Below are 22,151 nucleotides of genomic sequence, written 5' to 3' on the forward strand. Positions count from 1 at the left end.
CTCGCCGGGCGGTGAGCCGCCCTGGTTTCGATTGTTCTGGCGTCGAGCGGTTCAAAACGAGCGGGCGACGATGTAGTCGGCCAGTTGTTTCAGGCGTTCGGCGCTCGGGCCGAAGCCCTCGAGCGCGGCGAAGGCCTGGTCGTGCAAATCCTTGGCCATCCGCTTGGCCTCGGCGAGGCCAAGCAGGCTGACATAGGTCGGTTTGTCGTGGGCGGCGTCCTTGCCGGCGGTCTTGCCCAGCGTGGCGGTGTCGGCCTCGCAGTCCAGGATGTCGTCGACCACCTGGAAGGCCAGGCCGATGCGCTTGGCGAAGGCGTCCAGCGCCTCCTTTTCCGCGCCGGACAGCTCGCGGCCGGCCATCGCGCCCATCAGCACCGACGCGCGTATCAGCGCGCCGGTCTTCAGCATGTGCATGAATTCCAGTTCCGGCAGCGTCAGCGGCAGGCCGACGCTGGCCAGGTCTATCGCCTGGCCGCCGGCCATGCCAGCGTGGCCGGCGGCGTGCGCCAGCGTGCGCGTCATCTCCAGCTGGCCGGCCGGGGCGATGCCGGGCATCGGCTGCGAGATCAGCTCGAAGGCGCGGGTCTGCAGCGCGTCGCCGACCAAGAGCGCGGTGGCCTCGTCATAGGCGACGTGGCAGGTCGGCTTGCCGCGGCGCAGCACGTCGTCGTCCATGCACGGCATGTCGTCGTGCACCAGCGAGTAGGCGTGGATCATTTCCAGCGCCGCGCCGATGCGGGCCAGATTGTCGCGCTCGGCGCCGACCACCTCGCCGGCGGCGAAGACCAGCAGCGGGCGCACGCGCTTGCCGCCTTCCAGCGTCGCGTAGCGCATCGCCTGGTGCAGCCGTTGCGGCGCGCAGTCGGCGGCCGGCAGCAGCTTCTCCAGCGCCTGCTCCATGTATTGCTGGATGGCGCTCATCCAGCCGGTGAAGGTTTCATTGGCCATTGGGCAGATCCAGCGCCTTCAGTTCGTTGTTTTCCAGGATTTTCAACTGCTGTTCCGCGTCGGCCAGCTTGCCTTGGCAGAACTTGATCAATTCGGTGCCCTGCTTGTACGAAGCGAGGGCGGTTTCCAGCGGCATGTCACCGCTGTCCATCGCCTGGATGATGTCCTCCAGCTGGGCCAGCGCGGTCTCGAAACTGGCCGGGGCTTTGGCGGCTTTTGCCATGGCGGTTTTCCTATTGCATGTCAGGTCGCCATTCTAGTCCAATTCCGCATCCAAACGACAGCGTCGTTTCGGGCGGTCGGTTCCGGCGCGGCGTCGATTGGTGTACGGTGTAGGGCCTGTTTCCCGATCCGAGGCCCGCATGACCGTTCCCGTCCGTTCCATCCTGATCACCGGCTGCTCCAGCGGCATCGGCTACCATACCGCCAGATGCTTCAACGATCGCGGCTGGCGCGTGTTCGCCAGCTGCCGCAAACCGGAAGATGTGGACAGGCTGCGCGCCGAGGGCTTGAACTGCCTGTTGCTGGACGTCGACGATCCGGCGTCCATACGCTCGGCGCTGGACCAGGTGCTGGCGCAGACCGGCGGCCGGCTGGACGCGCTGTTCAACAACGCCGGCTTCGGCCAGCCCGGCGCGGTCGAGGACATTTCGCGGCGCGCGATGCGCGAGCAGTTCGAGACCAATCTGTTCGGGCCCTGGGAATTGAGCAATGCGGTGATGAAGACGATGCGCGCCCAGGGCCATGGCCGCATCGTGTTCAACAGCTCGATACTCGGCTTCGCCGCGATGCGCTGGCGCGGCGCCTACAACGCCAGCAAGTTCGCGATGGAAGGGCTGTGCGACACGCTGCGGCATGAACTCTACGGCAGCGACATTCATGTGTCGCTGGTGGAGCCGGGGCCGATCGAAAGCCGTTTCCGCCCGAACGCGCTGGCGCGTTTTTTGAAGAACGTCGATATCGACGGCAGCGTGCATCGCGACAATTACCAGACGCAGCTGGAGCGGCTGAAAAAAGAGGGCCACGCGGCGCCGTTCACCTTGCCTGCGACGGCGGTGGCCGAGGCGGTCTGGCAGGCTGTCACCAGCCGGCGGCCGCGCGCCCGCTACCGCGTCACCTTTCCGACCAAGCTGTACTGGTTGCTGCGCCGTTGCCTGCCGCAGAGCTGGTACGACCGCGCTTGCCGCAGTGCAACATGAGGCGTATTGCCCGCATTTGAATTTTCCTGATGCCATCTTGATAATTTTTTGTTGATCCGCGTAGCGAATTGGCCTTACAGTCATTCGCGCCCGTCATGGCTGGACGTATGCGACAGCCCTCTGGCCGGCGACAAAAAGAGGGGAGCCGTTCAAGGCTCCCGCGCTACGAAGGAGATGACAATAATTATGAAGCACCTGAAATGGTTGCCTGTGCTGGCATTGGGCGCCTCGCTCGCGCCGCCGGCCTTGGCGGCGGATCCGGCCAAGGTGTTGCGGGTGGCGTTCAGCGCCCCGGAAACCGGCTTTGACATGGTCAAAGTGCACGATGTCTATTCGATGGCAGTCGGAGAGAACATATTCGACGGCCTGCTGACCTACGATTACCTGGCCCGGCCGCTGAAAGTGGTGCCCAACACCACCAGCGCGATGCCCGAGGTATCGGCCGACGGCAAGGTGTTCACGTTCAAGATCAAGCCCGGCATCTACTTCGCCGACGATCCGGTGTTCAAGGGCAAGCGGCGGGAGCTGACCGCGGCCGACTACGCCTACACCTTCAAGCGCTTCGCCGATCCGAAGAACAACGCCCCTAACGGCGCGTCGTATACCGACTTCATCGCCGGCCTGGACGAGGCGGCCAAGAAGGCGGCCAAGACCGGCAAATTCGATTACGACACGCCCATCCCCGGCCTGCAGGTGCCGGACCGCTATACGCTGCGCATCGTGCTGAAGAAGCCCAATTTCGGCTTCCTCTACACCGTCGCGGCCAAGGACGCCGGCGCGGTCGCGCGCGAGGTGATTGAGGGCTACAGCCAGGACACGCTGTCCCATCCGGTCGGCACCGGCCCGTTCATGCTGAAGGAGTGGAAGCCGGGCAACCGCATCGTGCTGGTGGCCAATCCGGGCTTCCGCAAGACCGTTTTCGACGGCCTGCCGGGCAGCGAGCCCGGCGACGCGGAAATCTACCGGGCGCTGAAGGGCAAGTCGCTGCCGCAGGTCGGACGCGTCGAGATCCGCGTCATCGAGGAAGACCAGCCGCGCTGGCTGTCCTTCATGAACAAGCAGCTGGACTGGATCGTCGTGCCGAAGTCGGCGATGAAGTCGGCGCTGAACATCAATCCCGACAATCCCTACGACACCACGCTGCGTCCGGCGCTGGCCAAGCGCCATATCCGCCTGAGCCACACCCTGGGACTCGACAGCACCTACGCCTACTTCAATCTGAAGGATCCCGTCGTCGGCGGCTACGGCAAGGACAAGGTGGCCTTGCGCCGCGCGATCGCGCTGGCCTATCCGCTGAAGAAGGAGGTAATCCCGCTGCTGTACGGCAACCAGGCGATCCCGATGCAGGGCCTGGTGCCTGTGGGCATGGTCGGCTTCGACCCGCACTTCCAGGGGCAGGTCGGCTACGACCCGGCCACCGCCAACGCGCTGCTGGACGAGTTCGGCTACAAGATCGGCGCCGACGGCTACCGTACGCGGCCCGACGGCGCGCCGCTGGTGATCGAGCAGGCCACCCAGTCCTCGGCCTCCGACAAGCAGTTCAACGAAATCTGGCAGAAGGCCTTCGACAGCATCAAGATCCGCGTGCGCTTCAAGACCGCCAAGTGGAACGAGAACCTGAAGGCGGCGTATTCCAACAAGCTGCAGATGTGGAGCCTGGGCGGCTCCGCGTCGACGCCGGACGGCGACGACTTCGTGACCGTGTTCTCTTCGCGCTCGATAGGCCAGGGCAATCTGGCCGGTTACCAGGTGGCGGCTTTCGACAAGCTGTACGACGCTTCGCAAATCCTGCCCGACGGACCGGAACGCCAGGAGCTGTACCGCAAGATGAACCGGCTTGTTGCCGCGCAGCAGCCATACATACTGGGCGTCACCCGTTTCTACAACGAACTGACCCAGGGTTATGTCAGCGGCTTCAAGCGCCATCCGATTTCCGCCCAGGCCGGCTTCTGGCGCTACGTCGACGTCGCGCCGCACTAAGCGCTTGATCGAGGGGAAAACATGTTTGCATATATCGTTCGCCGTCTCTGGCAAATGATTCCCACGATGCTGGGCGTCATGTTGCTGGTGTTCGTGCTGTTCAACTGGGTGGGCGGCGATCCCACCTACATCCTGGAAGGCAAGCGCCTGACGCCGGAAATGATCGCCAATTTCCGCGCGCAGATGGGGCTGGACAAGAGCCTGCCGGAGCAGTTCCTGCTGTTCGTCAAGCAGGTGCTCAGCTATGACTTCGGCAATTCCTGGGCGACCCAGCACTCGGTGGCGCACACGCTGGCCACCCGCGTCGGCCCGTCGCTGATGCTGGCCGGCGGCCTGCTGGTGCTGGAGCTGTTCACCGCGCTGCCGATCGCCGTCGCCGTCGCCTATTTCCGCGGCGGCCTGACCGATCGCATGGTGACGCTGATCTGCACGGTGGCGATGTCGGTCAGCTCGCTGGTCTACATCATCGTCGGCCAGTACCAGCTGGCCTTCGCCTGGGACCTGTTCCCGGTGATGGGCTGGGACGACGACAGCGTCGTCGCCAATCTGCTGCTCTATCTGCCGCTGCCGCTGCTGCTGGGCCTCTTGGTGTCGCTGGCGCCCAGCGTGCGCTTCTACCGCAGCTTCGTCGTCGAGGAGCTGAACCACGACTATGTCCGCACCGCGCGCGCCAAGGGCCTGTCCGAGCCCGCCGTGCTGTTCAAGCACGTGCTGCGCAACGCGCTGATCCCGGTGGTCACCAATGTCACGATGTCGCTGCCCTTCCTGATGCTGGGCTCGATGCTGCTGGAGCGCTTCTTCGGCATCCCCGGCATGGGCAACGAACTGCTGAACGCGGTGGACAAGAGCGATTTCCCGGTCATCAAGGCCATCACCATCACCATCGCCGCCGCGGCCATGGTGTTCAATCTGCTGGCCGACATCCTGTACAAGTGGATCGACCCGCGCGTGCAATTGAAGTGAGCGGGGGAGAACGAAAATGACGACATTGCAGAATACCGCCGGCGGCGCGCCGGCGGCGCCGTCCCGCAGCCTGTGGGCGCTCGGATGGCAAAGGCTGAAGCGCGACCGCGTCGGCTTCGTTTCGCTGTGGGTGGTGCTGGCCTTCATGGCGCTGGCGCTGGCCAGCTGGCTGGGCCTGATCGGCCGCGGCTGGAACGACGAGATCGCCGTGTCCTACGCGCCGCCGACCTTCCTGTTCCAGGCGCAGAAAGCGGACGCGGTGGCGCATCCTCGCAAGCCGGCCGCCGAACCGGTGGCCGAGGGCCTGTTGCCGTCGGAAGACCCGATCTGGGCGGAAACCCAGAAGGCGCGCCAGAACCGCGACCGGTACGTGCTGCCGGAGGCGAAGAAGGCCGAGTCGCTGACCTTCGGCGCCGACCAGCGCGGCCGCGACATCCTGGACAAGGTGATCAAGGGAACGTCGACCTCGCTGTTCGTCGGTTTCTTCGGCTCGATGCTGGCCATCGTGATCGGCACCGCGCTGGGCGCCTGCGCCGGCTTCTTCGGCCGCAAGACCGACGACTTCCTGATGTGGTTCTACAGCGTGTTCACCGCGATGCCGGACATGCTGCTGCTGCTGGCCTTCGCCGCGGTGGCCGGCCGCGGGCTGGGCACGGTGATCCTGGTGTTGTCGCTGACCACCTGGACCGGCGTGTTCCGCCTGGTGCGCGCCGAGTTCATCAAGCTGCGCTCGCGCGAGTTCGTGCAGGCGGCCGACGCCATCGGCGCCAGCAGCGCGCGGCGGATGTTCGTCCACATCCTGCCCAATATCTCCCACCTGCTGCTGGTGCAGTTTTCCTTGCTGATGGTGGGCCTGATCAAGTACGAGGTGATCCTGTCCTTCCTCGGCTTCGGCGTCGACGTGCGCCAGGTCAGCTGGGGCTCGATGCTGGCCGAGGTGCCGGAGGAGCTGATGCAGGGCTATTGGTGGCAGTTGGCGATGGTGGTGGTGTTCATGTCGCTGCTGGTGACCGCATTCAGCATGCTGACCGATGCGCTGCGCGATGCGCTGGACCCGAAGGTAAAGTGAGGATCACACGATGAGCAATGATAATCAAACCTTGCTGTCGGTCCGCGACCTCAGGGTGCGCTTCCGCCAGGAGGACGGCGGCCGTTTCGAGGCGCTGAAGGGCGTCAGCTTCGACATTCCGGCCAACCGCACGGTGGCGCTGGTCGGCGAATCGGGCTCGGGCAAATCGGTGACGTCGATGGCCATCATGCAGCTGCTGCCGCAACAGGGCTGCGAGATCGACGCCGGCAGCCAGCTGCTGTTCCAGGGCCGCGACCTGCTGAAGCAGAGCCCGGCCGAGCTGCGCCGGCTGCGCGGCAAGGACATCGCGATGATCTTCCAGGAGCCGATGAGCTCGTTGAATCCGGTGTTCACCGTCGGCGAGCAGATCGTCGAGACGCTGACGCTGCACGCCGGCCTGAGCCGGAGCGCGGCGTGGAAGCGGGCGGTGGAGCTGTTGCGCGAAGTGGGGCTGCCGGAGCCGGAGAAGCGGGTGAAGCGCTACCCGCACGAGCTGTCCGGCGGCCAGCAGCAGCGGGTGATGATCGCGATCGCGATCGCCTGCGAGCCCAAGCTCTTGATCGCCGACGAGCCGACGACGGCGCTGGACGTGACGATACAGAAGCAGATCCTGCAGCTGATCGCCGATCTGCAGAAGAAGCACGGCATGTCGGTGCTGTTCATCACCCACGACCTGGGGGTGGTCGGCGAGTTCGCCGACGAGGTGGTGGTGATGCGTCACGGGGTGATCCGCGAGCAGGGCACGGTGGAGCAGATCTTCGAGCATCCGCAGGACGCGTACACGAAGGCGCTGCTGTCGTGCCGTCCGCACCTGGACCGTCGTCCGGAGCGGCTGGCGGTGATAGACGACTTCCTGAAGCCGGGCGGCTATGCGGAGCCGGCGGAGCGCAAGCGCGGCTACGCGGCCGGCGACGAGATCGTGCTGGACGTGCAGGGCCTCAGCAAGAGCTTCGACATCCGCGAGGGCCTGTTCGGCAAGCGCCAGTTCCACGCGGTGCAGGACGTGTCGTTCAAGCTGGCGCGGGGCAAGACCTTGGGCATCGTCGGGGAGTCCGGCTCGGGCAAGACGACGGTGGGGCTGACGCTGGTGCGGCTGCACCAGGCGACGGCGGGCAAGGCGCTGTTCCACGGCCAGGACCTGATAGGGATGAGCGCCAAGGCGTTCCACGCGTACAAGAAGCGTATCCAGATCATCTTCCAGAACCCGTACGCGTCGCTGAACCCGCGCTTCACGGTGGAGCAGATCCTGACCGAGCCGATGCTGCTGCACGGCATCGGCCAGGACGGGGGGCAGCGCCGCAAGCTGGCGCAGGACCTGCTGGACAAGGTGGGTCTGCCGGCGGGAGCCTTGGCGAAGTATCCGCACGAGTTTTCGGGCGGCCAGCGTCAGCGCATCGCGATCGCGCGTTGCCTGACCTTGAAGCCGGAGGTGCTGATCTGCGACGAGTCGGTGTCGGCGCTGGACGTGTCGGTGCAGGCGCAGGTGCTGAACCTGCTGCAGGACCTGCAGGACGAGTACAAGCTGTCCTACCTGTTCATTTCGCACGATCTGGCGGTGGTGAAGCACATCTCGGACCAGGTGCTGGTGATGAACCAGGGCAGGGTGGTGGAGCAGGCGGACGCGGACGTGATCTACCGTGAGCCGCAGGACGGCTACACGAAGAAGCTGCTGGGGGCGATCCCGCAGGGCTGGAGCGCGGCGCTGGCGCCGGCCTAGCCCGCTTGACGAGGACCGGCCCCGCGGGGCCGGTTTTTTTTGAGCGGCTCAGTTGTCGGCGAAATCTATCAGCATCGCCCACTCGGTCTGCGGGCAGGCGGTATACCGGATCTTGGCCTCGCCGTCGCCGTCGGTGACGTCCAGCAGGCCCCCGTCGGGCAGCTGGCCGATCGACAGCCGGTAGAAGCCGTCGCCGTCCTGGCCGTAGGCCGGGCCGTCTGCGAAGATCACGCCCAGCATCCGCTCGGAGCCGGGGCCGCGCCAGGTCGTGCCGATCTCGGCGGTCCAGTCCGGGGGCAGCCTGTAGCCGCGTTGCAGGGGCTGGCCGTCTATCAGCAGCGCCTGGCCGTCCCAATCGGGGTCGCCGTCGATGTAGATGTCGTGGCTGGAATGGTTTTTCACCGTCACGGTGGCCAGGCTCATCGCTTTCTCCTTGGGGGCGAGTGCTTCGCCAGAATAGGCGGGATGCGGCGGCTGGCCGGCCGGCGCCATCCTTTCAGACAGGCCTTGGCGGTCGCTCGCGGCCGCCGGAGAGCGGCCGGCGATAACTGCCCCGGTGGGGCGTGGAGACAATAATGAGGAAATGGACGGCGATGGCGGGCATCGCCCTGGCGTGCTCGTCCGCGGCGCAGGCGCAGACCAAGGCGCCGGATGGCGCCTATGGCTTCGACTGGCATGGTGACACGCCCTGCCGCAAGATGGACCAGGCGGCGCTGCGGCGTTTCCAGTCCTGCGAGGACGGCGGCAGCGGCTTCGGCGACGGTGTCCGGCCGCTACTGACCTGTCGTCATGGCAAGAATGATGAATGGGTGATCTACGCCAGCAAGGCCCAATGCCGCGACGCGCGCGCGACGATGGAGGCCAACGCGCCGTGAGTCAGCCGTCGGCGGGCGGCGCAACCCCGTCCGCCAGCTGTCGCAGCAGCCAACCGGCCGCCGCGCCCATCGGTCGCCGCGCCGCCCAGACCAGATCCACCGGCATCCGCTTTGGCCAGCCGGCCACGTCCAGTTGTTTCAATTCCCCGCCGCCGAAGCTGTCGACCAGCCAGCATGGCAGCTCGGCCCAGCCGACGCCCAGCCGGGCCATGTCCAGCAGCATCAGATAGCTGGGCGCATACCATTGCCGCTGGCCGGAGTCGGGCGGCGTCTTGTCGCCATAGGTGTTCAGCCGCAGTTGGCGGTGCCGGCCCAGCAGCGTTTCGTCGACGCGCCCGCTCGCGGCCAGCGGATGGCGATGGGCGGCGTACAGCGCCAGCTCGCTGGCCTCGCGCTGGCGCTGGTGGCGGATGTCCGGCGGATAGCGGTCCAGCGCGCCGACCAGTCCCAGCTGGGCGCGGCCGGACAGGATCAGGTCCAGCACGTCCTCCTGTTCGCCGACCAGGCATTCCAGCTCCAGCAACGGGTAGCGCGCCTCCAGCAGGCAGGCCACGTTTTCCAGCGTCCGGGATTGGAAGGTGTCGGACAGCACGATGGTGAGCCGGGTCTCGACGCCGGCGCCGAGCTGCTCGGCCTGCTGCCTCAGGTCCTGGCTGGCGGCGATGATCTGGCGCGCCTGCGGCAGCAGCAACTGGCCGGCCGGCGTCAGGCCGGGAATGCGGGTGCCGCGGTCGAACAGGACGCAGCCAAGGTCGATTTCCAGATTGGCGATGGCCTCGCTGACGGTGGATTGGCTCTTGCCCAGGCGGCGCGCGGCGGCGGAGAAGGAGCCGAGTTCGGCGGCGTAGACGAAGGCGGTGACGGCGTCGATGGAGAGAGTCATATCGGTTTTGCCGATGGTTTATATTTTTATAGTATCCGAAACGCCAATCATAATGCCAAGCATCGCACTTTTAGAGCAAGGAACGGTCCATGCATGCTACGGACAAGAAACTGGCGGAGCGCGTGCTGCACGCGGTGCTTTACGAGGTTTGCGCGATGGCGCTGCTGGTGCCGCTGGCCGCGCTGGTGATGGATAAGGACATCGTCCACATGGGCGCGCTGGCGCTGATGATGTCGACGGCGGCGATGTTGTGGAATATGGTGTTCAATGCGCTGTTCGAGCGCCTGGAGCGCCGTTTCGGCTGGCGGCGCACGGCGTCGGTGCGCTGTCTGCACGCGCTGGGTTTCGAGGGCGGCCTGGTGGTCCTGCTGGTGCCGCTGGCGGCCTGGTGGCTGGACAGCAGCTATTGGCAGGCCTTCTTGCTGGACCTGGGCTTCTTCGCCTTCTTCCTGCCGTACACCTATGTGTTCAACTGGCTTTACGACCATCTGCGCGCGCGCCTTGTCGCGCGGAGGCGTCTGGCCGCCGTCGTGGAGTGATTGATGAAAGTCTGGCTGTTCCTGATCGGCGCCATCTTGTCCGAGGTGGTCGCCACCTCGGCGCTGAAGGCCTCGGACGGTTTTACCCGGCTGTGGCCGTCGCTGTTGACCGCCGGCGGTTATCTGCTGGCCTTCTACCTGCTGTCGCAGACGCTGCGCCACATTCCGGTCGGCGTCGCCTATGCCTTGTGGTCCGGCATAGGCATCGTGCTGGTATCGCTGATCGCCTGGCTGCTGTACGGCCAGAAGCTGGACCCGGCGGCGATCGCCGGCATGGGGCTGATCATCGCCGGCGTGGCGGTGATCAATCTGTTCTCGAAAGCCTCGGCGCATTGAACGGCGGCGCCGCGCCCCGCGATGTGTTGCGCGGCGCCACCTGTTGCCATCCGATTATCGGCGCGTGTTCCCGCCGGTGGGCGGGTGGCAAATTTCATAAGTTTCTCATCGTCAAATGACGTTGTATTTTTAATTTTGTCATTTCCATCCAGGTATTTGGCGGGAAGCTCCCGGCGAATCCGAATGTCCGATTGTTGAATATTAGCGCCTGCTAAGCTGCTTTCCGCGGCAGTGTATTCCGATATGGCGTATTTCAAATATATTTACATTCCCATTTTGCATTCATTACAATCAACGGTTTAGCCGAGATTGCCGGCCGCTTCACACGTGTCTGGAGGTCATGTGATCTCGACAAGCGTGATGACCTGCCGAATTCTGAAACTCATCCATACTTTATGCATAAAGACACTTCCCGCTTGCGTATCCACCTGCAGTGCCCGGATTTTCACTACCAGGAAATAGGCCAGGATGCCGCGGTGATCGAGGTCTGCGAGCGCTGGCCGTTGCTGGGGGCCATTTATTGCGGCGCCGGGCCGGCGCGGCGGGACGAGGCGGCGGTGCGCGAGCGTGAAGCGGCGAGCGATACGGCTTGATGGAGTGAAACATGGCGATTCTGGCGGTATGCGGCGTAAAGGGCGGTTGCGGCGCCACGACGGTGGCCGCGTCGCTGGCCTTGCTGTGGCAGCGGCAGCAAAGACCGGTGCTGGCGATGGACTTGTGCCGGCAGAATCTGCTGCGCCTGCATTTCGGCATGGCCTGGGACGAGGATGACGGCTGGCGCGGCAGGCTGGATGCCGGCGCCGATTGGATGCGGGCAGCCTGGGAGGTCGGCGACCACCATCTGACGTTGGTGCCGCACGGCCGGGTCGGCGTCGACGCGGGCCGGGGCGCGCCGAAGGACGGCTGGCTGCGCGACGAGCTGGCGCTGCTGGAGACGCGTGACGGCCAGCGCACGGTGCTGGACCTGCCGGCGTCCGGCGTGGCCGAGCGCAAGCAGGGGCTGAACGCCGCCAGCCATGCGCTGGTGATATTGTCGGCCGAGCCGGCGTCCTGCGCGCTGCTGGAAATGACCGAGGATGAGTTGGTGGCCGGCGGCCTGCCGCCGGAGCGCATCCTGTACGCCATCAACCATTTCAATCCCTTGCGCAAGCTGGACGGCGACGTCGAATTGATGCTGCGCAAGACGCTGGGGCCCAGGCTCGCGCCTTTGCCAATACACCGCGACGAGGCGGTCCGCGAGGCCTTCGCCCAGCAGCAGCCCTTGTTCGATTACGCGCCGGACAGCCAGGGGGCCGATGATTTGCGCCAACTGGCGACCTGGCTGTCGGTGCGGCTGGATGCCCACCGGAGCGAGGCATGAAGCTGCCTGCGGCCAATTGGCGCGACTGGGGCCTTAGGCTGGGACTGCTGCATCCGGCCGACGCGCCGCGGTTCGCCTTGCTGCTGCTGTCCTTGTTCTTCGTCACGCCGGCCGACGGCTGGACCGCCTGGGGCGGGGTGGCCCGCCGGTATTTCCCGCAGGTCGACTTCTCCCGGCCACGGCCGGCCGATGCCTTGCGCATCCTGTTGCAACTGCTCTGGCTGTCGCTGATCCAGCCGCCGCGGCCCAGGAAGCCCGCGCGGCAGACGTCTTTGCCCCCTCTGCTGGAATTCGGCCGCCACGCGCTGGCCGCCGTCGCCGACCGTCGCCGCAACCTTTCCGCCTGGCTGGAGGCGCGCTATCCGCGGCTGTTCGACCCGGCTCGTCTGCGCGTCTCGGTTGAGGGATTCGCCGAGCACGCCTGGTGGCGCAATGCCGCGATCCGCACCGCCTGCTATCTGTTGGCGGCCTTGCTGGGCACGGTGTTGGTGACCACGCCGTTCGACGAGTATTCGCAGGCGGTGTTCACCGTGGTGCTGCTGGCGATGGCCCTGTGGGTGCGGCGCATTCCGGGACCGGTGCCCACCTTGATCCTGATGGTGTTCTCCATCGCGGTGTCCACCCGCTACATCTGGTGGCGCACCACCTCCACCATCAATGACGACAGCTGGCCGAATCTGATTGCCGGCGTGATTCTGCTGGGCGCCGAAATCTACGCCTGGCTGGTGCTGCTGCTGGGCTTTTTCCAGTCGTCCTGGATGCTGGAACGCAAGGTGGTGCCGCTGCCGGCCGACACCGCGCTGTGGCCCACCGTCGACGTCTTCATCCCGATCTACAGCGAGCCGCTGCGGGTGCTGAAACCCACCGTTTTCGCGGCGGCGAGCATGGACTGGCCGGCCGACAAGTTGCGCGTCCACATCCTGGACGACGGCACCCGCGACGAGATACGCGAATTCGCGGCCCAGATCGGCGTCGGCTACATCGTCCGCAGCGAGCACAAGCACGCCAAGGCCGGCAACATCAACCACGCGCTGGGTCTGACCGACGGCGCCTTCGTCGCCATTTTCGACTGCGACCACATCCCGGCCCGATCCTTCCTGCAGACCACGATGGGCGGCTTTCTGAAGGATGAGAAGCTGTCGCTGGTGCAGACGCCGCACCATTTCTTCTCGGCCGACCCGTTCGAACGCAATCTGGACACCCGCGACAGGGTGCCCAACGAGGGCGAGCTGTTCTACGGCCGGGTGCAGGACGGCAACGACCTGTGGAACGCGTCCTTCTTCTGCGGCTCCTGCGCGGTGCTGCGGCGCGACGCGCTGATGTCGGTCGGCGGCATCGCGGTGGAGACCGTCACCGAGGACGCGCACACCTCGCTGAAGATGCACCGGCGCGGCTACCGTTCGGCCTACATCAATCTGGTGCAGGCGGCGGGCCTGGCCACCGAGAGCCTGTCCGCCCACATCGGCCAGCGGATACGCTGGGCGCGCGGCATGGCGCAGATCTTCCGCAGCGACAACCCGATGCTGGGCAGGGGGCTGACGCTGGGACAGCGTTTCTGCTACCTGAACGCGATGATGCATTTCCTGTACGGCATTCCCCGCCTGGTCTTCCTCACCGCGCCGCTGGCCTTCCTGCTGTTCCACGCCTACACCATCTATGCGCCGGCGCTGGGCCTGGTGCTGTACGTGGTGCCGCACATGGTGTTCTCCGTGATGTCCAATTCGCGGATGCACGGCGCCTTCCGCCGCTCGTTCTGGGGCGAGGTCTACGAAACGGTGCTGGCCTGGTACATCACCTTGCCGACGACGGTGGCGCTGCTGTTCCCCGGCCTGGGCAAGTTCAACGTCACCGCCAAGGGCGGCCTGGTCGAGCAGGACCATGTCGACTGGAACATCACCAAGCCCTATCTGTTTCTGCTGGGCCTGAACCTGCTGGGCGTCGGCTTCGGCGTCTACCGGATCTGGACCGGTCCGTCGGACGAGATCGGCACCGTGATCGTCAACCTGTTCTGGGTCGGCTACAACACGCTGCTGCTCGGAGTGGCGCTGGGGGTGGCGCGCGAACTGCGCCAGGTGCGGGTATCCCACCGGGTGCAGAGCCGGCTGCCGGTGTCGCTGCATCTGCGCGACGGCAGGGTCTATCCCTGCCACACCATCGATTACTCCGAGGGCGGCATGGCGCTGGAACTGCCGGAGGGCCTGAAGCTGAGGCTGAAGCAGAACGCCGAGCTGACGGTATCGATGCGCCGCAGCGGCCGCAGCGTCGCCTTGCCCTGCCGCCTGGTCTTCGCCAAGGGCGGGCGGCTCAGCGTCCGCTTCGTCGGCCTGAAGCTGGACGATGAGATGGCGCTGGTGCAATGCACCTTCGGCCGAGCCGACGCCTGGCTGAAAACCGACGAGCGCAGGCACGAGGGCTCGCCGCTGGGCGGGGCCTGGGACATCTGGCGCATGGGCGGCCGCAGCCTGTGGCAGCTGGCGCAGCAAGCGGCTTCGCCGCTGATGGTCCGCAGCAGTCGCTGGGCGGGCTTCTGGAATTGGCTGGGCAGCCTGCTGCCGCGGCAGCCGCATATTTATCGGGACAACAAATGATCAGCCGCATACCAAGAAAAACCCTGTCCATCGTGCTGGCCGGCCTGCTGCTGGCCGCCCCGGCGCTGAACGCCAACGCCACCGGAGAGACCGCCGCGGCGCCGGAGCCGGCCAAGGCGGCGCCGCTGGTCTCCGTCCGCACCCTCAGCTTCAAACAGATGGGCGCCGGCTATCCGCTGAAGATGCGCGGCGACAACAGCATGGTCGGCGTCGGCTTCGGCAGCCGCGGCGACGAGGTGATCACCGGCCTGACGCTGTATCTGCGCTATGCCTTCTCGCCGGCGATGCTGGCCGACCTGTCGCATGTGCAGGTGCTGCTGAACGACGAGGTGGTGTCGGTGCTGGCGCTGCCGAAGGAGCAGGGCGGCAAGCCGCAGCAGCTGACGCTGCCGCTGGACCCGCGGCTGCTGGCCAATTTCAACCAGCTGAAGTTCCGTCTGATCGGCCACTACACCAATCGCTGCGAAGACGAGACCCACAGCAGCCTGTGGGCGGAGATCAGCAATACCAGCGAGTTGCAGCTGACGGTGCAGGCGCTGCCCTTCGTCAACGACCTCAGTTATTTCCCCGAACCCTTCTTCGACCGCCGCGACTTCTCGCCGCTGAAGCTGCCCTTCGTCTTCGCCGCGCGCCCGTCGACCACCGCGCTGCAGGCCGCCGGCGAGCTGGCCTCGTGGTTCGGCGCCCAGGCCGGCTGGCGCGGCGTGCGCTACAGCGCCGCGCTGAACAGCCTGCCGGCGGCGCAGCACATGATAGTCTACGCCACCAACGGCCAGCGGCCTGACTTCCTGGCCAAGCTGCCGCCGGTGTCGGCGCCGACCATCAGCATCATGCCGCACCCGGACCGGCCGGAGCGCAAGCTGCTGCTGATCATGGGCCGCGACGACAAGGATCTGAAGCTGGCCACCGACGCGCTGGTACTCGGCCAGGCCGGCATCAGCGGCAGCCAGGTCGTGGTGCGCGGCCTGAAGCTGGCCGCGCCGCGCCAGCCGTACGACGCGCCGAACTGGGTGAGACCGGACCGGCCGACCAAGCTCGGCGAGCTGGTCGACAATCCGCGCGACCTGCAGGTGACCGGCCAGCAGCCGGCGCCGATACGGGTCTCCTTCCGCGTGCCCGGCGACCTGTTCACCTGGGGCAGCCGAGGCATTCCGCTGGACCTGAAGTTCCGCTACACCGGCCAGCAGCAGGCCGCCGGCTCCCGGCTGAACATCGGCATCAACGAGTTGTTCGTGCAAAGCCTGAACCTCAACGCCAGCGGCCTGGGCAGCACCCAGACCAGCCTGCGCCTGCCGGTGCTGGAAAACGGCCTGCTCAGCAATATCGACCGCATCCTGCTGCCGCCGTTCCGCGTAGGCAGCCGCAACGAGATGCAGTTCCAGTACGTGTTCTCGGCGGAGAAGCAGGGCGAGTGCGCCAATAATCTGGCCGACGGCAACCGGGCGTCGATAGACCCCGACTCCACCGTCGATTTCAGCGGCTATCCGCATTACGCGGCGATGCCCAATCTGGGCCTGTTCGCCACCTCGGGCTACCCGTTCACCCGGATGGCCGACCTGGCCGACACCGCGGTGGTGCTGCCGAGGCAGCCTGCCTTGCAGGACATCGGCGCCTTCCTCAATGTGATGGGCAATATGGGCCAGTCCACCGGCTATCCGGCGCTGCGCTACCGGCTGGTCGACGAGGGCGCGCTGGACGGCGTCAAGGACAAGGACCTGCTGGTGGTCGGCAACGCCCGCAATCTGGGCCTGCTGAAGGCCTGGCGTGACAAGCTGCCGACCTCGCTGGACGGCGCCGGCCGCAAGGTGGCCGAAGGCGACGCCAATACCATGCCGGCCGGCCTGCTCCAGGCGCCCGGACAATCGGCCGGCGGCCGCATCAACGGCCAGGCGGACTTTGCGGCCCGCGGCAAGCTGGGGGCGGTGCTGGGGCTGGAGTCGCCGCTGGCCAGCGGCCGCAGCGTCGTCATCGTCACCGGCAGCGAGCCGGACGCGATGAGCGCGGCGACCGGCGCCCTGTCCGACGACGGCAAGGTCGCGCAGATGTCCGGCAGCGCGGTGCTGATACGCGGCGACAATATCGACAGCCAGCAACTGGGCCCGGTCTACTACGTCGGCAGCCTGCCGCTGTGGACCTGGGTATGGCTGTTCCTGTCCGCCCATCCGCTGCTGCTGGCGGCGCTGTCGGCCCTGGCGGTGCTGATCTTCGCCTTCGCGATACTGCGGCTGTTCAAGGCGTTGGCGGCCCGCCGACTGAAGGGGGGCTGAGATGAGTACGCTGCGACGCGCGTGCCTGGCGGCGCTGGGCGCGCTGGCCTTCGCCTCCGCCCAGGCGGCGCCGTGCGACGGCTGGCCGGCCTGGCAGGATTTCCGCCGGCACTTCGTCTCCGACGGCGGCCGGGTGCTGGACCGCGGCGCCGACGGCCAGCCGACGACGTCCGAAGGGCAGAGCTACGCGCTGTTCTTCGCGCTGGTGGCCAACGACAGGCCGGCTTTCGACAAGCTCTTGCAATGGACGCGCGACAATCTGGCCGGCGGCGACCTCAGCGCCAGGCTGCCGGCCTGGCAATGGGGCAAGCGCGCCGACGGCCAGTGGGGCGTGATGGACGCCAACAGCGCCTCCGACTCCGACCTGTGGATAGCCTACGACCTGCTGGAAGCCGGCCGGCTGTGGCGCGAGCCGCGCTATACCGCGCTGGGCAAGCTGCTGGCCTTGCGCATCCTGCGCGAGGAGGTGGCGGACCTGCCAGGCCTGGGGCCGACGCTGCTGCCGGGCCGCGAAGGCTTCCGCAAGCCCGGACTGGCCCGCTTGAACCCCAGCTATCTGCCGCCGCAGCTGCTCGCGCGCATCGCCAACGCCTTGCCCGGCTCCGGCTGGGCCGCGCTGCGCGGCACTTCGCAGCGCATGCTGCTGGAAAGCGCGCCGGCCGGCTTTGCGCCGGACTGGATCGCCTACCGCAACGGTTTCGTCGCCGACGAGGCCAGCCAGGCGTCCGGCAGCTACAACGCCATCCGCGTCTACCTGTGGGCCGGCATGCTGGCGCCGGAAGCGCCGGGACGCGCCGAGCTGCTGGGCAAGCTGAAGCCGATGGCGCAATGGGTCGCCAGGACCGGCCTGCCGCCGGAAACGGTGGACACCCGCAACGGCAAGGCCCAGGGGACGGGACCGATAGGCTTCTCGACGGCGCTGCTGCCCTTCCTGCAGGCCCAGGGCGACGGCGCGGCGCTGCAGACGCAGCTGCTGCGGGTCGAGGCGATGCCGCTGTCCGAGCGGCCCGACGCCTACTACGATCACGTGCTGACGCTGTTTGGCCAGGGCTGGCAGCAGGGCCGTTACCAGTTCAAGGCCGGCGGCGAAGTCCGTCCGGCCTGGGAGGGAGCATGCGCCGCCGCGTCCTGAGCGCCTTGCTGGCGCTGGGCCTGAGCGGAGCCTTGCACGCCGCGCCGGCGGCGGTGGACCCGGCACAGGCGCTGCTGGAGCAGGCCAGGCTGTGGCAATCGCTGGGCCGGCCGCTGGAGGCGCAGCAGGCGCTGGACAAATTGCAGCGCATCCACGCCGCGACGCCGCAGGACAGGGCGGAGGCGCTGACCTTGCAGGCGCTGGTGCAGGTGCAGCAGCGGCAGGACAGGGAAGTGCAGAAGACGCTGGCGCAATTGCGCAAGCTGTATCCGGGCTATGCCGGCATCGCCCGCGTCGAGCAATTGCGCCGCGTGATGGGGCCGGACCGCAACAAGCTGCTGACCGCGCGTTCGCTGTTCAACAGCGGCAAGTACGAGCAGGCCTACGCCGCCTTCAACGAACTCTATCAAGGGCCGCCGCCGTCGGGCGCGCTGGAGCTGGAATACTGGCAACTGGTGTCCAGGCTGCCCAACGGCGGCTGGGCGCGCAGTCAGGCCGAACTGAGAAAACTGATCCGGCAGAGCCCGTCCAATCACAGGAACCGGCTGGCCCTGGTCGGCGTGCAGCTGCAGCGTCCGCCGGCCTCGGCCCAGACGCTGGCCGAACTGCGGGCGCTGAGCCAGTTCGCCGACAGCCGCAACGAGGCGCTGAGCCTGTGGCGCAAGGCCTTGCAGCAGGCGGACCTGCCGGCGGACGCGTACCAGACCTATCTGCAGGCGGCGCCGGACGACGAGTTGATCCGCGCGCGGCTGGCCTCGCTGCAGGAGGGGCGGCGCAAGCAGCGCGAACTGCTGGCCGACCCGGCCTACCGCGCGTTGCTGGCGGCCGACAAGCAGTTGGACGCCAAGCAGCTGGCCGCGGCGGAGAAGAGCCTGCAACTGGCCGCCGGCCGCTACGGCAATCAGCCGCTGTATCTGAAGAGCCTGGGGCGGCTGCGCGAGAAGCAGGGCCGTTACGCCGACGCGGTGGCCAGCTACCGGCAGGCCGGGCAGGCCGGCGACGACGGCTGGAAACGCCGCGTCGCCGACGCGCAATTGGCCGACACGCTGGCGCAGGCGCGGACCGCGATGGACGCGGGGCAGTGGCAGGCGGCGCGGGCGCTGCTGGACAAGGCCGGCAAGCTGCAGCCGGCCGGCGTCGACGTGTTGCTGGCCGACGCCGAATGGCAGACGAGGCAAAACCGCGCCGAGCGGGCGCGCCAGCTGTACCGCCAGGCGCTGGACAGGAAGCCGGACAGCGGCCAGGCGCTGGCCGGCCTGCTGCGCGGCTATCTGGATGCCGGCCGCTACGCCGACGCGGACCGGATGCTGCAGGACCTGCCGCAGAAACAGCGGCGCGCGCTGGGGGCCTCCTACCTGTCCGCCCGCGCCGAAGTCGAGCGCGAGCTGGGCGACCGCCTGCTGGCCCAGGGCCTGACGCGGCAGGCCTTGCCGCATCTGCAGCGCGCGGTGGAGCTGCAGCCGCAGAATGTCTGGAACCGCTTCGCGCTGGCCAATGCCTGGCTGGCGGCGGGCGACGCCGGCAACGGCGGCGCCGTCTTGCGCCAGTTGGCCGATGCGCCGGCCGCCAGTCCGGAGAGCCTGTACGCCTACGCGCTGTTCCAGTCCAGGCTGGACAACGACGGCGCGGTGCTGGCCACGCTGCAGCGCGTCCCGGCGGCGGCGCGCAGCGACGGCATGACGGCCTTGCAGCGCCGTGTCTGGCTGCGCGAGACGATGCGCCTGGCCGACGCGCAGCTGGCCCTGGGACGGTTCGATGCGGCCCGGCAACGGCTGCGGAGCGCCGAGCGCCAGATGCGGGGCGACCCGGCGCGCTTGTCCGAGCTGGCGCGGGCCTGGTTGCGTGCCGGCGACGCCGACCATGCGCGCCAGCTGCTGCTGACGCAGTATCTGGAGCAGCCGTCCACCGACAACGAGCTGGCCTATGCCGACCTGCTGCTGGACCTGGACGACGCGACGGGAGCCGGGCCGCTGCTGGAGGCGGCGGCCAAGACGCGGCAGGACATGAACGACGAGCAGCAGCGTAAGCTGGCCGAGCTGCAGGCGACGCTGGCCGTGGTCCGGGCCGACGGCGCGCGGCAGGCCGGCGACGACGCCCGCGCCCAGGCCATCCTGGCCCAGGCCGCCAAGGACGCGCCGCAGGACGCGCGCCTGCAGCGCCGGCTGGCCGCTTACGATATGGACGCCGGACGGTGGGATGCCGCCCGCGCCCGGCTGCAGCGTGCATTGGACGCGCGGCCGGACGACGACGAAGCCCAGCTGCAACTGGTGGACCTGTACATCAAGACCGGCGACCGGACGCTGGCCGGCAACGGCATAGACCGGCTGCTGGAGGACAAGCCCGGACGCAGCCTGGACTTCCGGCTGCGGGCGATGAGCCGGCTGGGCGAGATCGGCGACACCGACAGGCTGGATCGCGAAATCGCCGCCCTGCTGGCCGGCGGCGTCAAAAGTCCCGGCCTGATGGGGCAGGCCGCCCGGCGCGCGCGGCAGATGCACAGGCCGGAGCAGGCGCTGGCATGGTATCGCGCCGGCTTCGCGCCGGCCTCGCCGGCGCCGGTCGACGCCGGCCTGCCGCCGGGCCGCCAGCCGTTGCGGCCGGTGCCGGCGGAGTCGGCGCAGCAGGAGAGCCTGCACGAGGACTACGCCGAATTGCTGGACGCGCGCAGCGTCAAGATCTGGCAGGGCGTGGACCTCAGCTACCGCAGCGCCGACAACGGCACGCCGGGCCAGTCGCAGTTGATGATGTGGCAGGCCCCGCTGCTGGTGGAGCTGCCGGCGCCGCGGGACGGGCGCTATTTCCTGCGCGCCGACGCCGTCAGCATCAAGGCCGGATCGCTGGACAACAATGCGGACAACGATTACGCGTTGCGGCGTTTCGGCTCCATCGCCGCCTGCGCCGCCGGCGCCGACGTGCAGAGCTGCGCCGGGCGCTACGGCGCGCAGACGGCGCAGGGCGCGGCGCTGGGCCTCGGCTACGAGAACGAGCAGTGGCGGGTCGACGTCGGCACCACGCCGCAAAGCTTCCCGGTGTCCAATGTGATAGGCGGCGTCCGCTATTCGGACAGCGTCGCGATGCTGAACTACAAGCTGGAAGCCTCGCGCCGCCCGGTGACCAGCTCGCTGCTCAGCTATGCCGGCGTGCGCGACCCCTACACCGGCCAGACCTGGGGCGGGGTGGTGGCCACCGGCGTCGGCGGCAGCCTGGGCTACGACAAGGGCGGGCGCTTCGGCGTCTGGTCCAACTTCGCCTACCAGCAGCTCAGCGGCGAGAACGTCGCCGACAACCGCAAGCTGACGGCGATGGGCGGCATCTACTGGAGACTGCTGAAGGCACCGACCCGGCAGCTGACGGTGGGCGTCAACAGCATCAACTTCTGGTACCGGAAGAATCTGGGCGAGTTCACCTTCGGCCAGGGCGGCTACTACAGCCCGCAACGCTACAACTCGCTGTCGGTGCCGCTCAGCTATGCGGCGCGCAACGAGCGCTGGAGCTGGCTGGCGCGGGTCTCGGCGTCGATTTCCAGCGCGCGCGAATCGGCGGCCCCGTTCTACCCGACCCGGCCTGACCTGCAGGCCCAGGCCGGCGATCCGTATACCAGCGCGAGCTCCGGCCCGGGCTGGGGGACCTCGCTGAGCGGGGCCTTCGAATACCAGCTGACGCCGCGGCTGGCGCTGGGCGGCCTGCTGGAATACCAGCACTCGCAGTATTACCAGCCGGGCCGGGCGCTGTTCTATCTGCGTTACCAGCCGGACGGCGCGTCGCTGACGCTGCCGTTCCCGGTCGAGCCGCTGCAGCCGTATTCGAGCTTCTGATGAGGAGGGTGTGGATATGAAGTCGATTTGCCTGGCCGCCGCGCTGGCGCTGCCGGCGGGCGTCGTCGCGGCGGCCCCGCTTCCGTCGGAGCTGGAGGCGGCGCGCGCCTGGTACTGGCAGCATCCTTACCAGCCGGAGGCGATCAACCGCCTGGCGCTGCAGCTGGTCCAGGCCGGCGACGCCGGCGGCGCCATCGTCTTGCTGGAGCGCGCGGCGCGCATCGCGCCGGACCGTCAGGATATCCGCGCCAATCTGCAGCGGCTGAAATCCGGCTCGCGCCGGGTGGCGGACGCCGGGGAACCGCAAGCCGAGCCGGTTGCCGGTCAGCCCGAGGCGTCGGCCGATGCTTCCCAGCCGGCCCTGCCGGCGCCGTGGCCCTTGCCCGCGGCCGGTCCATAGCGGACGCCCGCGCCGCCGCGGATGCGAAAAAGCCGGTCACGAATGATGTCGTGACCGGCTTTTTCATCGGGCGCCGGAGG

The 22,151-nt window shown here is 67.7% G+C and carries 19 protein-coding genes; 15 read left to right on the plus strand and 4 right to left on the minus strand.

What is annotated here, in order from left to right:
• Positions 1-51: 51 nt before the first annotated feature.
• Both WNM05_RS11030 and WNM05_RS11035 read right to left on the minus strand, forming a co-directional pair.
• Complete coding sequence (locus WNM05_RS11030) at positions 52-948, minus strand: polyprenyl synthetase family protein (RefSeq protein ID WP_434635027.1); 897 nt, start codon at positions 946-948, stop codon at positions 52-54.
• A complete protein-coding gene (locus WNM05_RS11035; RefSeq protein ID WP_434635028.1) occupies positions 938-1,171 on the minus strand; it encodes an exodeoxyribonuclease VII small subunit in 234 nt (77 codons plus the stop codon). Before WNM05_RS11035 ends, WNM05_RS11030 begins: the two co-directional genes overlap by 11 nt.
• A gap of 139 nt (positions 1,172-1,310) precedes the next feature.
• Between WNM05_RS11035 and WNM05_RS11040 the strand changes: the two genes are divergently transcribed.
• The 5 genes from WNM05_RS11040 to WNM05_RS11060 all read left to right on the plus strand — a co-directional run bounded on the left by WNM05_RS11040 (position 1,311) and on the right by WNM05_RS11060 (position 7,876).
• Positions 1,311-2,147: an SDR family oxidoreductase gene (locus WNM05_RS11040; RefSeq protein WP_434635030.1), complete on the plus strand. Its 837-nt coding sequence runs from the start codon at positions 1,311-1,313 to the stop codon at positions 2,145-2,147.
• A 186-nt stretch (positions 2,148-2,333) separates the two neighbouring features.
• Positions 2,334-4,127, plus strand: coding sequence for an ABC transporter substrate-binding protein (locus WNM05_RS11045; RefSeq protein ID WP_434635032.1), 1,794 nt, complete (start codon positions 2,334-2,336; stop codon positions 4,125-4,127).
• Between the two features lie 21 nt (positions 4,128-4,148).
• Positions 4,149-5,090: an ABC transporter permease gene (locus tag WNM05_RS11050; protein ID WP_434635034.1), complete on the plus strand. Its 942-nt coding sequence runs from the start codon at positions 4,149-4,151 to the stop codon at positions 5,088-5,090.
• Between the two features lie 16 nt (positions 5,091-5,106).
• A complete protein-coding gene (locus WNM05_RS11055) occupies positions 5,107-6,159 on the plus strand; it encodes an ABC transporter permease (RefSeq protein ID WP_434635036.1) in 1,053 nt (350 codons plus the stop codon).
• Between the two features lie 10 nt (positions 6,160-6,169).
• Positions 6,170-7,876 carry an ABC transporter ATP-binding protein gene (locus WNM05_RS11060; protein ID WP_434635038.1) on the plus strand — a complete coding sequence of 569 codons (1,707 nt, stop codon included), beginning with the start codon at positions 6,170-6,172 and terminating at the stop codon, positions 7,874-7,876.
• A gap of 48 nt (positions 7,877-7,924) precedes the next feature.
• On the opposite strand, the gene WNM05_RS11065 is transcribed toward WNM05_RS11060, so the two are convergent.
• Complete coding sequence (locus WNM05_RS11065) at positions 7,925-8,299, minus strand: hypothetical protein (protein ID WP_434635040.1); 375 nt, start codon at positions 8,297-8,299, stop codon at positions 7,925-7,927.
• Between the two features lie 152 nt (positions 8,300-8,451).
• Between WNM05_RS11065 and WNM05_RS11070 the strand changes: the two genes are divergently transcribed.
• Positions 8,452-8,751: a hypothetical protein gene (locus WNM05_RS11070; protein WP_434635041.1), complete on the plus strand. Its 300-nt coding sequence runs from the start codon at positions 8,452-8,454 to the stop codon at positions 8,749-8,751.
• A 1-nt stretch (position 8,752) separates the two neighbouring features.
• Here WNM05_RS11070 and WNM05_RS11075 read toward each other — a convergent pair whose 3' ends face one another.
• The gene (locus tag WNM05_RS11075) at positions 8,753-9,634 is read right to left on the minus strand and encodes a LysR family transcriptional regulator (protein WP_434635042.1); all 882 of its coding nucleotides are present in this window, start codon (positions 9,632-9,634) and stop codon (positions 8,753-8,755) included.
• Between the two features lie 89 nt (positions 9,635-9,723).
• Here WNM05_RS11075 and WNM05_RS11080 point away from each other — a divergent pair, with 89 nt between their 5' ends.
• From WNM05_RS11080 to WNM05_RS11120, 9 genes are all read left to right on the plus strand, one after another.
• The gene (locus tag WNM05_RS11080; protein WP_434635043.1) at positions 9,724-10,173 is read left to right on the plus strand and encodes a multidrug/biocide efflux PACE transporter; all 450 of its coding nucleotides are present in this window, start codon (positions 9,724-9,726) and stop codon (positions 10,171-10,173) included.
• A 3-nt stretch (positions 10,174-10,176) separates the two neighbouring features.
• A complete protein-coding gene (locus WNM05_RS11085; protein ID WP_101707963.1) occupies positions 10,177-10,509 on the plus strand; it encodes a DMT family transporter in 333 nt (110 codons plus the stop codon).
• Between the two features lie 416 nt (positions 10,510-10,925).
• Entirely contained in the window at positions 10,926-11,102 is a 177-nt protein-coding gene (bcsR, locus tag WNM05_RS11090; RefSeq protein ID WP_434635044.1) for a BcsR/BcsP family cellulose biosynthesis protein, read from the plus strand.
• A gap of 11 nt (positions 11,103-11,113) precedes the next feature.
• Complete coding sequence (bcsQ, locus tag WNM05_RS11095) at positions 11,114-11,869, plus strand: cellulose biosynthesis protein BcsQ (RefSeq protein WP_434635045.1); 756 nt, start codon at positions 11,114-11,116, stop codon at positions 11,867-11,869.
• Positions 11,866-14,457, plus strand: a complete 2,592-nt coding sequence (gene bcsA, locus WNM05_RS11100; protein WP_434635047.1) for a UDP-forming cellulose synthase catalytic subunit — start codon at positions 11,866-11,868, stop codon at positions 14,455-14,457. Before bcsQ ends, bcsA begins: the two co-directional genes overlap by 4 nt.
• Positions 14,454-16,724 carry a cellulose biosynthesis cyclic di-GMP-binding regulatory protein BcsB gene (gene bcsB / locus WNM05_RS11105; protein ID WP_434635048.1) on the plus strand — a complete coding sequence of 757 codons (2,271 nt, stop codon included), beginning with the start codon at positions 14,454-14,456 and terminating at the stop codon, positions 16,722-16,724. Before bcsA ends, bcsB begins: the two co-directional genes overlap by 4 nt.
• Before the next feature lies 1 nt (position 16,725).
• Positions 16,726-17,856: a cellulose synthase complex periplasmic endoglucanase BcsZ gene (gene bcsZ / locus WNM05_RS11110; RefSeq protein ID WP_434635050.1), complete on the plus strand. Its 1,131-nt coding sequence runs from the start codon at positions 16,726-16,728 to the stop codon at positions 17,854-17,856.
• A complete protein-coding gene (locus WNM05_RS11115; RefSeq protein WP_434635051.1) occupies positions 17,838-21,671 on the plus strand; it encodes a cellulose synthase subunit BcsC-related outer membrane protein in 3,834 nt (1,277 codons plus the stop codon). The genes bcsZ and WNM05_RS11115 overlap by 19 nt, the downstream gene beginning before the upstream one ends.
• Before the next feature lie 16 nt (positions 21,672-21,687).
• Complete coding sequence (locus WNM05_RS11120; RefSeq protein ID WP_434635052.1) at positions 21,688-22,071, plus strand: hypothetical protein; 384 nt, start codon at positions 21,688-21,690, stop codon at positions 22,069-22,071.
• The last annotated feature ends 80 nt before the right edge of the window (positions 22,072-22,151 follow it).

Origin of the sequence: Chromobacterium sp. CV08 (assembly GCF_051129845.1) — a bacterium.
Classification (GTDB): domain Bacteria; phylum Pseudomonadota; class Gammaproteobacteria; order Burkholderiales; family Chromobacteriaceae; genus Chromobacterium.

What these genes read in the sequence shown, in the direction of transcription:
- WNM05_RS11030 (WP_434635027.1), bottom strand. Translation starts at nt 948, where the DNA reads ATGGCCAATGAAACCTTCACCGGCTGGATGAGCGCCATCCAGCAATAC.
- WNM05_RS11035 (WP_434635028.1), bottom strand. Translation starts at nt 1,171, where the DNA reads ATGGCAAAAGCCGCCAAAGCCCCGGCCAGTTTCGAGACCGCGCTGGCC.
- WNM05_RS11040 (WP_434635030.1), top strand. Translation starts at nt 1,311, where the DNA reads ATGACCGTTCCCGTCCGTTCCATCCTGATCACCGGCTGCTCCAGCGGC.
- WNM05_RS11045 (WP_434635032.1), top strand. Translation starts at nt 2,334, where the DNA reads ATGAAGCACCTGAAATGGTTGCCTGTGCTGGCATTGGGCGCCTCGCTC.
- WNM05_RS11050 (WP_434635034.1), top strand. Translation starts at nt 4,149, where the DNA reads ATGTTTGCATATATCGTTCGCCGTCTCTGGCAAATGATTCCCACGATG.
- WNM05_RS11055 (WP_434635036.1), top strand. Translation starts at nt 5,107, where the DNA reads ATGACGACATTGCAGAATACCGCCGGCGGCGCGCCGGCGGCGCCGTCC.
- WNM05_RS11060 (WP_434635038.1), top strand. Translation starts at nt 6,170, where the DNA reads ATGAGCAATGATAATCAAACCTTGCTGTCGGTCCGCGACCTCAGGGTG.
- WNM05_RS11065 (WP_434635040.1), bottom strand. Translation starts at nt 8,299, where the DNA reads ATGAGCCTGGCCACCGTGACGGTGAAAAACCATTCCAGCCACGACATC.
- WNM05_RS11070 (WP_434635041.1), top strand. Translation starts at nt 8,452, where the DNA reads ATGAGGAAATGGACGGCGATGGCGGGCATCGCCCTGGCGTGCTCGTCC.
- WNM05_RS11075 (WP_434635042.1), bottom strand. Translation starts at nt 9,634, where the DNA reads ATGACTCTCTCCATCGACGCCGTCACCGCCTTCGTCTACGCCGCCGAA.
- WNM05_RS11080 (WP_434635043.1), top strand. Translation starts at nt 9,724, where the DNA reads ATGCATGCTACGGACAAGAAACTGGCGGAGCGCGTGCTGCACGCGGTG.
- WNM05_RS11085 (WP_101707963.1), top strand. Translation starts at nt 10,177, where the DNA reads ATGAAAGTCTGGCTGTTCCTGATCGGCGCCATCTTGTCCGAGGTGGTC.
- bcsQ (WP_434635045.1), top strand. Translation starts at nt 11,114, where the DNA reads ATGGCGATTCTGGCGGTATGCGGCGTAAAGGGCGGTTGCGGCGCCACG.
- bcsA (WP_434635047.1), top strand. Translation starts at nt 11,866, where the DNA reads ATGAAGCTGCCTGCGGCCAATTGGCGCGACTGGGGCCTTAGGCTGGGA.
- bcsB (WP_434635048.1), top strand. Translation starts at nt 14,454, where the DNA reads ATGATCAGCCGCATACCAAGAAAAACCCTGTCCATCGTGCTGGCCGGC.
- bcsZ (WP_434635050.1), top strand. Translation starts at nt 16,726, where the DNA reads ATGAGTACGCTGCGACGCGCGTGCCTGGCGGCGCTGGGCGCGCTGGCC.
- WNM05_RS11115 (WP_434635051.1), top strand. Translation starts at nt 17,838, where the DNA reads ATGCGCCGCCGCGTCCTGAGCGCCTTGCTGGCGCTGGGCCTGAGCGGA.
- WNM05_RS11120 (WP_434635052.1), top strand. Translation starts at nt 21,688, where the DNA reads ATGAAGTCGATTTGCCTGGCCGCCGCGCTGGCGCTGCCGGCGGGCGTC.